Below are 13,422 nucleotides of genomic sequence, written 5' to 3'. Positions count from 1 at the left end.
AGGCTTCACCGCATCAGAACAAGGCGTACATCATGAAATTTAGCGAGCAGTGGCTGCGCGAATGGGTCAACCCCGCCAATGACACCCAGGCACTGGTGCACCAGATCACCATGGCCGGCCTGGAAGTAGACGGTTTCGAGCCGGTGGCTGGCCGCTTTACGGGCGTGGTGGTTGGCGAAATCACTGACCTTGAGCCGCATCCGGATGCCGACAAGCTTCGGGTCTGCCAGGTGGCCGGAGGCGGTGAGCCGGTTCAGGTCGTCTGTGGTGCGCCCAATGTTCGGGTGGGCATGAAAGTGCCGTTCGCCACGGTTGGCGCTGTGCTGCCCGGAGACTTCAGGATCAAGAAAGCCAAGCTACGCGGTCAGGCCTCCAACGGCATGCTGTGCTCGGAAGCCGAACTGGGTCTTTCCGATAGCCACGATGGCCTGATGGCTCTGCCTGACGACGCCCCTGTGGGTGCCGATGTTGCCGAGTACCTGAAGCTGAATGATGTCACCATCGACGTCGACCTGACACCTAACCGAGCCGACTGTCTGTCGATCCGTGGCATTGCCCGGGAGGTGGGAGTGCTCAACCAGATGCTGGCAGAGGGGCCTGAATGTGAGCCTGTCGAGGCTGCGCACTCGGAAGTGGTCGACGTCGCCGTAAAGGCGCCGGAAGCCTGCCCGAGGTACCTCGGGCGGGTACTGCGTAACGTCGACCTGACCGCAGAAACTCCTCTATGGATGCAGGAGAAGCTGCGTCGTTCCGGGATACGCTCCATTGACGCGGCGGTGGATGTCACCAACTACGTGATGCTTGAACTGGGCCAGCCCATGCACGCCTTTGATCGTGATGAGATGAAAGGTGGCATTGTGGTCCGTATGGCCGCTGCAGGAGAAAAGCTGGTTCTTCTCGATGGTCAGGAAGTCACACTTACACCGGACACCCTGGTCATTGCTGACCACGAAAAGCCTATCGCCATTGCCGGTGTCATGGGGGGTGAACATTCCGGGGTCAGCCCCAGAACCCGCGATCTTATCCTCGAAGCTGCCTATTTCGAGCCGGTTATGCTCGCCGGCAAGGCCCGCCATTATGGCTTGCACACCGATGCCTCCCACCGTTTCGAACGGGGCGTGGACCCGGAGCTGCCCCGGGCTGCTATGGAGCGGGCAACCGCGCTCCTGATGGCCATTGTGGGCGGTGAGCCCGGTGAAATCGTTGAAGTCGCCAGCGATGAGGATCTGCCCATAGAGGCATTGATCGATCTGCGGGAGCAGCAGGTGTCCGACGTTCTGGGCGTCACTATAGACCGTACCACGGCCGAAGAGATCCTGGGTCGCCTGGGCATGCACATTGACAAGCTGCTCAGGAATGGCTGGCGCGTGCGGGTGCCGAGCTTCCGGCCGGACATTACCATCGAAGTGGACCTCATCGAAGAAATTGGCCGCATCTATGGCTATAACAACCTGCCGGTCACCCAGGCGATTGGGGCCCTGGAATTGCGTCCCCAGCCGGAGGGCCAACGGCCTTTATCGGCGATCCAGAACTATTTCGTGGCCTGCGGCTATCAGGAAGCTATTACCTACAGCTTCGTGGACCCCAGAGTCCAGGCCCTGGTCGATCCTGAGAATGAAGGCATAGCGCTGGCAAACCCGATCTCGTCTGATCTGTCGGTGATGCGTACCACCTTGTGGAGCGGGCTGTTAAAGACCCTCGGATACAACCAGAATCGCCAGCAGTCCCGTGTCAGGCTCTTTGAAACCGGACTCAGATTTGTACGTTTTGGCGATGAAATTGAGCAGAAGCCAATGTTGGCAGGGGTGGTTGCCGGTCCTCATCTGCCCGAAAACTGGGCCAATGGCCGCCGCGATGCAGATTTTTTCGATGTTAAGGGCGAGCTGGAGTCCCTGTTTTCCCTGCTGGGCATAACCGTGGAGTTTGTCGCCGGTCAGCATCCGGCACTGCACCCGGGCCAGACCGTGAAGCTGGTCCAGGACGGCCTGACAGTGGGCTGGTTTGGCGCCCTGCACCCCCAGGTGCAGAAAAAACTCGACCTTAATGGCACGATCTTTCTCTTTGAGCTATTCTTGAATCCGATACTTTCTGGATATGTACCTAATTTCAAAGAATTTTCAAAATATCCAGAAGTTCGGCGTGATTTGGCTATTATTATTAAAACTGATGTTGCGTTCGCAGATGTGGAGCGTATTGTGAAGCAGAATGGAGGTGGCCAGCTCACCGCCCTGCGCGCATTCGATGTCTATGAAGGTAAGAATCTGGGTGAGGGCAACAAAAGCCTTGCCCTGAGTCTGTTTTGGCAGCATCCCGAACGCACGCTCAACGATGACGAAGTGCACGCGCTCTTCAATAACGTCATCGAGGCGTTGCAAAAAGAGCTTGGGGCGACATTGAGGAGTTAATGCATGGCGGCTTTGACAAAGGCGGAAATGGCCGAGCGGTTGTATGAGGAGTTGGGTCTCAACAAGCGTGAAGCCAAGGAAATGGTAGAAGCTTTTTTCGACGAAATCAGAGACGCGCTCAGTCACAATGAGCAGGTGAAGCTGTCGGGATTTGGCAACTTTGATCTGCGTGACAAGAAACAGCGGCCGGGCAGGAATCCCAAGACGGGTGAAGAGATCCCGATCAGCGCCAGACGGGTGGTGACTTTCCGCCCGGGACAAAAACTAAAACAGAAAGTAGAAGCCTATGCTGGAACCCAGTCATAACAACGAGCTGCCTGTCATACCAGGCAAGCGCTATTTCACCATAGGTGAGGTGGCTGACCTCTGTGCCGTTAAGGCGCACGTCTTACGGTACTGGGAGCAAGAATTTCCCCAGCTTTCTCCGGTAAAGCGCCGTGGCAACCGCCGCTACTATCAGCGTGCTGATGTGCTGACCATACGCCAGATCCGCAGCCTTCTGTACGATCAGGGCTACACCATCGGCGGCGCCAAGCAGAAGCTCAGCGGTAGCGAGATCAAGGAGGATGCCTCTCAGTACAAGCAGCTCATCCGCCAGATGATCACTGAACTGGAAGAAGTACTGAGCGTTCTCAATACCTCTGCCAAATAGTCTCTCTCAACCCAATAATAACCTCGGATTGAGTGTTTATTTTTAGCGGGAGCTGGTGTAGACTGCGCTCCGCTAAGCCATTGAGTTAACACTCTTTGGCGGAACGCGGACCGCTCAAGCCGGTCGGCTTCCACGGCGTTCGGGGCGTAGCGCAGCCTGGTAGCGCACTTGCATGGGGTGCAAGGGGTCGGAGGTTCAAATCCTCCCGTCCCGACCAGTTTGATGAGAAGCCCGGTTCCGGAAGGACCGGGTTTTTTCGTTCTGAGGTGTTCTCACCAGCCGTGTATTGGCCCGCGGCCCAAGCACTGCCCACTTCCTTAAGCATCGTATAGCTTCGCCACGTCAGCCTTTGTCGACACGGGTATCGCAAGCGGCCCAGTCATGGAGAGCATTAACGCACCATTTTTATGCTTCCGGTATACTCGCGTTTAAATGCTGAGAGAGCCAGTTCCTAATGAATAAGATGACGCCCAAGCTGATCGACCTTCTGGCCAGAACTGAGCGGGTAGTTGAACAGTACGTCGCGCCTTTTGCGGAGCAGGTCGACCGCGATTGCGACTGGCCGGAGCGATCAATGAAGGCCCTTGCAGAAGAGGGTCTTCTGGGGCTTCAGGTTCCGGAAGCACTTGGCGGGCATGGTCAGGGCCTGCTAGGCCTCAGCGTACTGACTGAGCTGATCGCGAAGGCATGCCCCTCCACCGCGCTTTGCTTTGGCATGCATTGCGTTGGCACCGCGGTCATTGCTGCCAAGGCGACCCAGCTACAGCAGGACCGCTACCTGCGGCCCATCGCAAGGGGAGAGCATATTACGTCGCTTGCGTTGGCTGAAAGTGGCACAGGGGCGCATTTCTACATCCCCGAAACCCACGTCGTGACGCGTGGGGATGATTTTATCCTCAACGGGACCAAGCAGTTTGTAACCAACGGCGGCCGCGCTGACTCCTACGTCGTCTCTACTATGGCCGCTGACGGCCAGGCTGAGCCCGGTGATTTTAATTGCCTAGTGGTGGATCGCCATACCGATGGCATGCAGTGGCTTGACCCCTGGAAAGGCTTTGGCATGCGTGGCAATTCATCGCGGGGGCTATGCTTTACTGATGCCCGCGTACCCAGGGCCAACCTGCTGGGCGAGGAAGGGGACCAAGTCTGGTATGTCTTCGAAGTGGTGGCTCCGTACTTCCTGATGGCGATGGCGGGCACCTATCTGGGTATTGCGCAGTCTGCCGTCGACGTCGCTTCTGAGCATCTGCGTACACGCCGGCACAGCCACTCCGGCGAGCTGCTGGCGGAAGTAGTCACTCTGCAGACCCGTTTCGCCGAGATGTGGATTGCCCTTGAAAAGACCCGCAGCCTGATTCGGGAAGCCGCAACCCGCGGTGATCTTAACCACCCGGATGCGCTCCCCTTCATTCTCGCATGCAAGGCCGACGCTGGAGAGACCGCTGTCAGGCTAGCGAACGATGCGATGACCATCTGCGGGGGCCAGGCCTATCGGGAAAACAGTCGAGTAGCCCAAATGCTAAGGGACGCCAGGGCAAGCCACGTGATGTCCCCGACGACTGATATTCTCCATGGGTGGACAGGGCGTGCACTTCTGGGGCTACCCCTACTGTGAGTTTATCCCCGGGTCATCAGCAAATTATCATCGTCGCTTCACCCGATTCACCGGGTTCGGTGGCGCTGGAGAACGCAGCTGATGAAGTGCGGGCCATGGGGCTGACAGTGACCATGACGGTGGCGGCGGAGGTGTTTGATCAGCTTGAACGGGTAGAAATTGCGGGGGAGCCCATTGCAGTCGTGGTCTTCGGCCCCGGCATTGCTGGTGTCATGGCCCTCGCCCGGCGTATACGAGTCCAATGGCGCCTGACCCGGTTTATCTTTGCGCCGGATGCCCTCGAGCTTGGCAAATTCAAGCGCGAGCTAAGCCGTGCACCGATGATTGGCTCCAACTGGTCGATCGTAGACCCTGAAAGTAGCGCTGTCCCAACCCTGATCGTCGAGTCGGCGCAGATGAGCCGGCGACGGGTTCAGCTTCGCACAACACTTGACCGGGCGAATGTCCGTATCGGTACCCCAAAGCCGGTTGATAGCCATGACTATCGCCGGCTGGTGCTTTCGGACCATTATCTCAAGAACCTCCTTGCCCAGGCCCATGATGCGATTGTCTCGCTGGATTCTACAGACAGGGTTCTTTACTGGAGTGAGGGCGCCCAACGGCTCTTCGGTGTCGGTGCCGAGCAGGCGGTAGGCCAACCGGTGGCTCGTTTGCCATTCTGGACTGAAACCCTGGCCGGCCACCTGGATGAAGTTCGTTCCCTTGATGAGGCCATCACTACCGAGGCGAACATTTCGACATCGTCTGGCTTTGCCCAGGTTGAAATTGCCATTTCCAGTGTCCGCGAAGAGATGGGCACGCTGATCGGTTCCTCACTGTTCATGCGGGACGTTACTGAGCGCAATCAGGCCCTTAAGGCAGAAAGGGAAGCGCGTCAGAAAGCTGAGTCGGCGATTAAGGAAAAAGAGCAGCAACGAAGATTGTTCGAGTCCATGCTGACTTCAACGGCAGACCAGAGCTATGTATTCGACCTCGACGGCCGTTTGCAGTATGCCAACCGTGCTTTTTCAGAACAACTTGAAGTGGAACCGGCAACCTTGCCGGGTAAAACCGCCCCGGAACTCGGCTTCACCACAGAGAAAGGGAAGCAGATTACGGATCACGTCCGGGAAGTGGCAGCCTCCCGACAGCCTGTCCGGGCTGAAGTACCGTTTACCGGTCCGTCCGGCCGTGGTTGGATTTTTGAGTATATCCTGGTCCCGGTTGTCGACGAGTGGGGCCAGGTTGAGGCCATCGCGGGCACGAGCCGAGACATTACCGAGCGCAAGAAAGCCAGTGACCGGATATGGCGGGAGGCCAATTACGACAGCCTGACCAACCTGCCTAACCGGCGACTATTCCGCGACCGCTTGAATTTTGAAGTCAAGCACGCCCAGCGCAACGGTACATCAATCGCCCTGTTTTTTTTGGATCTTGATCGCTTCAAGGAAGTGAACGACCTATACGGCCACGGTGCCGGGGACGAGTTGTTGAGCCAGGCCGCGGCTCGAATCCGCTCCAGTATCCGGGAATCCGACACGGTGGCCCGGCTTGGCGGCGATGAGTTTACCGTTATTCTGACCGAACTGGATGACGCGGCCCATGTCGAAACCACCGCCCAGAAGATTCTTGATGAGCTGGCGCGTCCCTTCAAGGTTCATGGCAGCGTCTGTTATCTATCGGGTAGCATTGGTATTACGCTTTATCCGCTCGACGCCGTCGAGCCGGCCGACTTGATCAGAAATGCTGACCAGGCGATGTACATCGCCAAGAATAATGGCCGAAGCCAGTTCAGCTTCTTCAGACGAATTTTCCAGGAGGCGGCACTCAGCCGGTTGCGCTTGCAGGCGGATCTGCGTCACGCCCTGGCTGGGAACCAGCTCAGGTTGTGTTTCCAGCCGATCGTCCGCCTTGCCGATAGTCGCATCGTCAAGGCTGAGGCACTGATCCGATGGGAGCATCCCACCCGGGGCCTGCTACTCCCGGAAGAGTTCATCACCCTTGCGGAAGAGACTGGCCAGATCAAGCTCCTGGGTAACTGGGTGTTTTCGGAGGCCGCAATCTTTTCCAGGAAGTGGAGCCGATTGCTCGGGCGGACCTTCCAGATCAGTATCAATAAATCCCCCGTTCAGTTCGAGGACCGTGGCCACAGTATGGACTGGGCGGCTCACCTCAAACAGATGGGGCTGCCGGGCAACAGCATCTCAGTCGAGATCACCGAAGGGGTTATCCTGAATGCCACGCCCACCACGTCAGACAAACTCCTGGAGCTTCAGAGTGCAGGCATCGAGTTGTCCATTGATGACTTTGGTACCGGCTATTCCTCCATGGCCTACCTCAAGAAATTCGATGTAGACTATCTCAAGATCGACCAGTCCTTTGTGCAGGATATGGCCAGCAACGCGAGCAGTCGAACCATCGCCGAGAGCATCATAGTCATGGGGCATAAACTCGGGCTCAAGATCGTCGCCGAGGGGGTCGAGACAGAGGATCAGCGCCTGTGGCTGCGTTCGGTTGGCTGCGACTATGCCCAGGGTTTCCTTTTTTCAAGGCCTGTGAGCGCTGACCAGTTCGAGGAACTCCTGAGGGACCAGATCAACCCACCGACAGGGACGCTGTAAGCGCTCGAATGCCCCCAGCTCACCACTCCCGGTGGGTAGCCCTCGACAAGAGAGGTTTTATCCCGGTCATGCTACTTTGACGAAACCAGCCTCTCGCTTTCCACCCGCGCCCGCAAACTGGTCAGTGTTTTGACAGGCAGATCCCGGGCCACTATCGAGGCGATCCAGCCCGGAATCCTGCCGCCGATATCCACTTCCACCTGGTAGGTGACCCGTGTCTGATTCGGGCCGACCTCGGTCATCGTATAGGCGCCTTCAAGCCGGGGCATGCGGACCACGCCCTCCTTCCTGGGGACCTGGTCGGACTCCACATTTTGGAAGGCCATTTGCAGGATTTTGCCACCCTGGCTCCGGGTAACACTGGTTTTTACCACCACATCGCGGTCAGCTGCAGGCCAGGGCGAGTCTGTTCGGTTGTAGGCAACGGTACTGTGCTCATCAAGTTTTTCTACACCGCGAGCTTCTGCGCAGCGATACATCCATTCCGTATGGCTATCTACATCCTGAACCTGGGCCAGCACCGCCTCGGCAGGACCTTCAATCATTATCTCTCCGCGAAAACCGGGCAGGGCCTCGCCGGGCACATCCAGGCGCCAGAGTTTGACCGAATTATTCTCACCGACCTCGTACCAGCTACCTTCCCTGTTGTCCGCCAGCACTGGCGGAATGGCCAATGCGAGCGCCAGTAATATCCCGCCGAAACGGCCGTTGTAGAACATGTCCCTGTCTCCTGCAGAAGCGATTTATTTTTGTGCAGGGAAGAAAACCATCACTTCAGGGTGCTGACAAGGAAACAGTTCTGATTCTGACGTTTTTGTTTCGTTATGGGTTCGATTATTGGTCGTTTTTGGGTAAGACTTTGATCTTTCGTGCTCGAAACAATAAACTGACCGGTCTGTAACCTAAATAATTGTTGAGTAAATAAGACGATCGGGTGCGTTCCGCGCATTTTGGGCTCTACCAATTTCACATACACAACAAGAGGGGGTTCCCCTGTGGGCAAGGCTTTGGAAGACGAATATCAAACCGACTACGTGGCGGGTCAGGATAACGTCAAGAAGTACGGCTTTGACATGCACAATATTGTGTTTCCAGTGACATCCGTGCTGATTGTCCTTTTCGTCGTTGGCACACTGATGTTTCCTTCGCTGTCGAAGGAATTGCTGGACGGGGCCAAGAATGGAGCCATATCGGGTTTTGACTGGTTCTTCCTGCTCAGCGCGAACATTTTCGTGCTGTTCTCCCTCGCTCTGATCGTGATGCCGGTCGGCAAGATACGCATCGGTGGCGTTGACGCCAAGCCCGAGTTCACCCGTCTTTCCTGGTTCTCGATGCTGTTCGCAGCCGGCATGGGTATCGGTCTGATGTTCTGGGCAGTGGCGGAACCGGTGGCTTACTATACCGGCTGGTACGGCACGCCCTTCAACGTGGAAGCCAATACCCCGGAAGCCGCCGAGCTTGCCATGGGGGGCACCATGTATCATTGGGGCCTCCACCCGTGGGCAATCTATGCGGTGGTGGCTTTGTCCCTGGCCTTCTTTACGTACAACAAGGGCATGCCACTGACCATCCGGTCAGCGTTCTTTCCGATCCTGGGTGACCGTGTCTGGGGCTGGCCTGGCCACCTCATTGATATTCTGGCCGTACTTGCGACCATCTTTGGCCTTGCAACATCCCTTGGCTTTGGTGCCCAGCAGGCCTCCGCCGGTCTCGCCTATCTGTTTCCGGCCATAGACGGAGGCATGAATGTTCAGATGGCCATCATCGTAGGTGTGACCTTTGTAGCGCTGTTGTCAGTGCTCCGGGGCCTTGAGGGCGGTGTAAAGGTACTCAGCAACATCAATATGATCGTTGCCGGATTCCTCCTTTTCTTCGTACTGTTCGCCGGTCCCACCATGGCGATCCTGGGCACCGTCTGGACCACAGCCTCGAGCTATGCCACTAATATCATTCCATTGAGTAACCCGTTCGGCCGTGAAGACGAGACCTGGTTCCATGGCTGGACCGTGTTCTACTGGGCGTGGTGGATCTCCTGGTCGCCTTTCGTAGGCATGTTCATCGCCAGGGTGTCCAAGGGCCGCACAGTTCGTGAATTCGTGACTGCGGTACTGATCATACCCACCCTGATCACTGTGCTGTGGATGAGCACCTTTGGTGGCTCGGCTCTGGACCAGATCCAGAACGAGATCGGCGCGCTGGCCTCTGACGGCCTGACGTCGGTGCCACTGGCCATGTTCCAGATGCTCGAGAATATCCCGTTCACGGCGATAAGCTCCTTCCTGGCGATTCTTCTGGTACTGGTGTTCTTCGTAACCTCATCCGACTCGGGCTCTCTGGTCATTGACAGCATCACTGCCGGCGGCAAGACCGATGCGCCCACCGGCCAGCGGGTGTTCTGGGTAGTGATGGAGGGTGCCATAGCTGCAGCGCTGATTTTCGGTGGCGGCGGCGATGCCATGAGTGCGCTCCAGGCAGGCGCCGTCAGTGCCGGGCTACCCTTCACTTTCGTACTGCTGGTGATGTGCTACAGCCTGATGAAAGGGCTGAATCATGAGCGGAAGCTATTGATTGCGGAAGGAAAAATGACCTAGGAACACTGGGTCAGGCATAAAAAAACGGGGCTTCGGCCCCGTTTTTTTATGCTGAATACAGCTGAAATACGCCGGTTCGGCGCTGCCTTAGCTGCAGCTTCTCTGCTGCGCTAGCGCTCAGGCTTCCCTTGTGCGGTGGGTGCTTATGGCTGGGTGCTTATGGCTGTGCAACACCAAAGTTGGCCATGGCGTAGTGGGCACGTTTTTCAGGGCTTGAGTGAGGCCGCTCCAGACCTTCAACATGCTTGAGTCTGGGCAGCAGGCCACGTCCATTGGCCATCTGGATAGCCAGACCCGGACGGGCGTTCAGCTCCAGCAGCAGGGGCCCGCGTTCGGCATCCACCACCAGGTCAACACCCATATAGCCCAGGCCGGTGGCTTCATAGCAGCGTGAGGCCATAATCAGCATCTGCTCCCAGCCATCTATCTCAATGCTGTTCAGCGGTGTGCCGGTGTCCGGGTGGAGTATGATCGGGCGATTGAACTGGACAGCGTTGAGGCAGCGGCCATTGGCGATGTTAAGGCCCACACCCACAGCGCCCTGGTGGAGGTTGGCCTTGCCGTCTGAGTCCTTGGTGGCCAGTCTGAGCATGGCCATCACCGGGTAGCCCTGAAAAACCACTATCCGTATGTCGGGAACGCCCTGAAACGAGTACTTGGCCAGCCTTGGGTCCGAGTTCACCAGACTTTCGATGATGGCCACGTCGGGTGCGCCCCCAAGCGAATAGAGTCCGGCAAGAATATTGGACAGGTGGCGTTCAAGAGTGCTGAGCGACACAGCGACACCAGACGCCTTGATGTAGTCTTCCTCTTCCCGCCGGAGAATGACCATGATGCCCTTGCCACCGGAGCCCTTGGAGGGCTTGATGGCAAAACCCTCGAGCTGTTCGACTCGTTCCCGGAAATGGGAGATCTCGTGCTGCTGCCTCACTACCTGCAGGAGTTCGGGGGTATTTACATCGTACTCAGTTGCGATCAGCTTGGTCTTGAGCTTGTTGTCCACCAGTGGGTAGGCCTGCCGCTCGTTATAGCGCAGGATGTAGTCGACGTTGCGCCGGTTCATGTTGAGCAGGCCGAGCCTGTTCATGGCGAACGGCGAGATCCACTTCATTTATCGTAGACCTTCATGGGATGGAACCGGCTCAGCTCAGTGAGCTTGTAGCCGGTGTACTGGCCAAGCAGGAGAACGATACCGAATACCACCAGGTGCAGTTCCGGGAAATTGAACGTCAGGTGGCCGGCAAGCGGCACACTCATGGCCAGGTAGGCGAGAACGGCAACGAACAGACTGCCTGCGCCCTGGGTGACGACTTCCCGAGGGCCTTCCTCTTCCCACAGAATGGACATGCGCTCGATGGTCCACGCCAGGATCACCATGGGGAAAAAGGTGACCGTCATACCGGTACTGAAGCCCATCTGGTAGCCCACAATGCTGATGCCCGTGGTAATGAATATGACCAGGATAATCAGTGCTGAAATTCTTGAGACCAGGAGCAGGTTCAGGCTGGACAGATAACTCCGGAGTAACAGGCCGATGGCAACGACCGAGATGAAAGCCACCAGCCCCGGCACCAGAGACGTCTGCACAAACGCTACCGCAATCAGCACGGGCATGAACGTGCCTGAGGTCCTTACCCCTATGACGATTCGCATGAAGGCTACAACCAGGGCCCCGAGGGGAAGCAATAGCAGCATCCGGAACATGCTCTGCTCTTCAATGGGCAGCTGATAGAGGCTCAGGAAGCCAAGGCCATTGCTCTCGCTTTCAGAGCGGGCGAGCTGCAGGGCCGGCACGGTCTGGCGCAGCATGGCGAAGCTGACCTGCGAGTCGGACCCACCCGTCAGGTCGATCAGCGAAGCGGAATCCTCCCGCCAGAGTACAACGTCTTCAGGCAGGCCCTGGCGCGCGGTCTGGGCATTGAAAGTCAGCCATTCCTCGCCGTTATGGATCTGCAGGAACTGCCGCAATCCCTGCCGCCGCCGGGCATCTTCCAGCTTCAGGCTGTCCACGACCCGGGCCGGAATGTTGGCGTGGTTCAGCATCCGGGTAAGCAGTTCGATTTCGTTGGTGTTGTTGAGCAGCAGGGCGGTGTTCTGGTCCGGGTCATCGGACTGGAGCAGTTTGATCAGCTCCCTTGTCATGCTCTCGGGGGTGCTGGATTTTTGCGCCGCGCGCTGCAGAATCTGCTGCACTGCGGTGGCCTGGGGTTCTTCCCAGTATACTACCTCCGGCTGCATGACTCGCTGGTCCCGGGCTTTGGGTTGGGACGAGCTGTCAGGCGTCATCTGCACCATGAAGTACAGGGTCTGGGGGCCGCTGGCGTCGCGGATGGTCCATTCCGCCCGACGATCCCTGCCTTCTTCCACAATGGAGAAGCCGTAGCCCGGCGATGCCGCCTGCTCTGACAGAATACTGAAACCGGGCGGGTCCTCGGGAATATTCAGGCTCACCAGCACCGGCTCGCCCTGGGCTACAAAATCAACCCGGGCTTCCACCATCCACACGGGGCGCTGCTCGCCAGCCAGCCAGGGGATGCCCATTTCCACATGACGCAGAACCGCCAGCAATATGCCGGCGGTGATCAGCAGAAATGTGCCGAAATAAAACGGGTAACGGGACCTGGGTTTCAATTGGCATTGCTCTCGGCGACTGGTGGCAGCTCAGTGGCATATTCCTTGCCCACGTCAATCAGCATGACATCCCGCAGGATATTGCGGCCTATAAGGATTGGATGGGTCATGTGTGCCCGCTCAGTCAGGGTGAACTCTGCCTTTTGCTGATGGTCGCCCATGGCGAACTGAAGCTCCACAACCGGCCGGCGATCATAATCTTCCTCGTTGGCCTGGACGATGCGTACGTTTCGGACAATCTCGCGCTCAAGGGTTTTGAAGTTTTCCTCGTCGCCGGGAATCGGCACGTCGAACCTTACCCAGTTCTCGCCATTGCGCTCGAAACGCTTGATGTTGCGGGCGTCAATGGACGAGGTGGTGGCGCCACTGTCGATACGGGCGTCATAGACGAAATTCGGGCCTACCAGGAAGAACTTCTCAAGCTCTCCCACAATGAGCTTGCCATTCAGCTTGTCTGTCCGGGTTTTTTGATCGGCGCTCCTGGTTTGGGTGGGGCACGACTTTTGTTCCTGGGCAGGGGGACAGGAAGGCTTCTCCACCTGTTCACGGATACTGTTGACGATACGGTCGGTGGAATGGTCCTGCTGAGACAGAATGAGTCTCTGTTGTTCCAGCGTCAGATTCTGGAGAAAGGCGATTTCCCGTTCCTGCTGTGATACCGCTGCGCTCAGCTCCTTGAGATCATGGGATTCAACAAAGAAACCAGACCGGGCACAGCCCGAAGTCAAAGCAACAATAAGTAACAGAAGCGCGGGGCCGGAGTAGCGGGTACTGCGTGACAGCATTCTCAACCTCAGAATCGTTGAACTGAGACTGAACCTCAAGGGGACAGTCTGGTGTCTTGAACGGCGAACCGACAGTATGGTTATCGGGTAGCTTTACGGATAACGGCAGGAGTATACAGCAGTCGCTGCGACAGGGCACATAC

At 57.4% G+C, this 13,422-nt stretch carries 10 protein-coding genes and 1 tRNA gene; 7 read left to right on the top strand and 4 right to left on the bottom strand.

Annotated features, from left to right (window positions below; all coding sequences use genetic code 11):
• Positions 1-32 precede the first annotated feature (32 nt).
• The 6 genes from pheT (at position 33) to G7W63_RS01780 (ending at position 7,272) form a co-directional block, all read left to right on the top strand.
• Positions 33-2,405 carry a phenylalanine--tRNA ligase subunit beta gene (gene pheT / locus G7W63_RS01805; protein WP_166252259.1) on the top strand — a complete coding sequence of 791 codons (2,373 nt, stop codon included), beginning with the start codon at positions 33-35 and terminating at the stop codon, positions 2,403-2,405.
• Positions 2,406-2,408: 3 nt separating this feature from the next.
• Positions 2,409-2,711 carry an integration host factor subunit alpha gene (gene ihfA / locus G7W63_RS01800; RefSeq protein WP_152206387.1) on the top strand — a complete coding sequence of 101 codons (303 nt, stop codon included), beginning with the start codon at positions 2,409-2,411 and terminating at the stop codon, positions 2,709-2,711.
• Positions 2,692-3,057: a MerR family transcriptional regulator gene (locus tag G7W63_RS01795; protein WP_166252256.1), complete on the top strand. Its 366-nt coding sequence runs from the start codon at positions 2,692-2,694 to the stop codon at positions 3,055-3,057. The genes ihfA and G7W63_RS01795 overlap by 20 nt, the downstream gene beginning before the upstream one ends.
• A 140-nt stretch (positions 3,058-3,197) precedes the next feature.
• A tRNA-Pro gene (locus G7W63_RS01790) sits at positions 3,198-3,274 on the top strand.
• Between the two features lie 246 nt (positions 3,275-3,520).
• Positions 3,521-4,672, top strand: coding sequence for an acyl-CoA dehydrogenase family protein (locus G7W63_RS01785; RefSeq protein ID WP_423202269.1), 1,152 nt, complete (start codon positions 3,521-3,523; stop codon positions 4,670-4,672).
• The gene (locus G7W63_RS01780) at positions 4,669-7,272 is read left to right on the top strand and encodes a putative bifunctional diguanylate cyclase/phosphodiesterase (protein WP_166252250.1); all 2,604 of its coding nucleotides are present in this window, start codon (positions 4,669-4,671) and stop codon (positions 7,270-7,272) included. Before G7W63_RS01785 ends, G7W63_RS01780 begins: the two co-directional genes overlap by 4 nt.
• A 71-nt stretch (positions 7,273-7,343) precedes the next feature.
• Here G7W63_RS01780 and G7W63_RS01775 read toward each other — a convergent pair whose 3' ends face one another.
• Entirely contained in the window at positions 7,344-7,991 is a 648-nt protein-coding gene (locus tag G7W63_RS01775; protein WP_166252247.1) for an START domain-containing protein, read from the bottom strand.
• 276 nt (positions 7,992-8,267) lie between these two features.
• Here G7W63_RS01775 and G7W63_RS01770 point away from each other — a divergent pair, with 276 nt between their 5' ends.
• Positions 8,268-9,863 carry a BCCT family transporter gene (locus tag G7W63_RS01770; protein ID WP_166252244.1) on the top strand — a complete coding sequence of 532 codons (1,596 nt, stop codon included), beginning with the start codon at positions 8,268-8,270 and terminating at the stop codon, positions 9,861-9,863.
• Between the two features lie 157 nt (positions 9,864-10,020).
• On the opposite strand, the gene G7W63_RS01765 is transcribed toward G7W63_RS01770, so the two are convergent.
• From G7W63_RS01765 to G7W63_RS01755, 3 genes are read right to left on the bottom strand one after another with little or no spacing between them, the layout of a single operon-like run.
• Positions 10,021-10,974, bottom strand: coding sequence for an alpha-L-glutamate ligase-like protein (locus tag G7W63_RS01765; protein WP_166252242.1), 954 nt, complete (start codon positions 10,972-10,974; stop codon positions 10,021-10,023).
• Positions 10,971-12,494 carry an inactive transglutaminase family protein gene (locus tag G7W63_RS01760; RefSeq protein ID WP_166252239.1) on the bottom strand — a complete coding sequence of 508 codons (1,524 nt, stop codon included), beginning with the start codon at positions 12,492-12,494 and terminating at the stop codon, positions 10,971-10,973. Before G7W63_RS01760 ends, G7W63_RS01765 begins: the two co-directional genes overlap by 4 nt.
• On the bottom strand, positions 12,491-13,279 hold the full coding sequence (locus G7W63_RS01755; protein ID WP_166252236.1) for an ATP-dependent zinc protease family protein: 789 nt from the start codon (positions 13,277-13,279) through the stop codon (positions 12,491-12,493). Before G7W63_RS01755 ends, G7W63_RS01760 begins: the two co-directional genes overlap by 4 nt.
• Positions 13,280-13,422: the final 143 nt, after the last annotated feature.

This window comes from Marinobacter salicampi (genome assembly GCF_011074795.1).
Taxonomy (GTDB): domain Bacteria; phylum Pseudomonadota; class Gammaproteobacteria; order Pseudomonadales; family Oleiphilaceae; genus Marinobacter; species Marinobacter salicampi.
Note: the sequence above shows the minus strand (reverse complement) of the source record. Positions and strands in the feature narration are given on the sequence as shown.

Excerpts from the sequence above, each read along its gene's own strand:
- G7W63_RS01765 (WP_166252242.1), bottom strand. The coding sequence starts at position 10,974 with ATGAAGTGGATCTCGCCGTTCGCCATGAACAGGCTCGGCCTGCTCAAC.
- pheT (WP_166252259.1), top strand. The coding sequence starts at position 33 with ATGAAATTTAGCGAGCAGTGGCTGCGCGAATGGGTCAACCCCGCCAAT.
- G7W63_RS01755 (WP_166252236.1), bottom strand. The coding sequence starts at position 13,279 with ATGCTGTCACGCAGTACCCGCTACTCCGGCCCCGCGCTTCTGTTACTT.
- G7W63_RS01775 (WP_166252247.1), bottom strand. The coding sequence starts at position 7,991 with ATGTTCTACAACGGCCGTTTCGGCGGGATATTACTGGCGCTCGCATTG.
- ihfA (WP_152206387.1), top strand. The coding sequence starts at position 2,409 with ATGGCGGCTTTGACAAAGGCGGAAATGGCCGAGCGGTTGTATGAGGAG.
- G7W63_RS01785 (WP_423202269.1), top strand. The coding sequence starts at position 3,521 with ATGACGCCCAAGCTGATCGACCTTCTGGCCAGAACTGAGCGGGTAGTT.
- G7W63_RS01795 (WP_166252256.1), top strand. The coding sequence starts at position 2,692 with ATGCTGGAACCCAGTCATAACAACGAGCTGCCTGTCATACCAGGCAAG.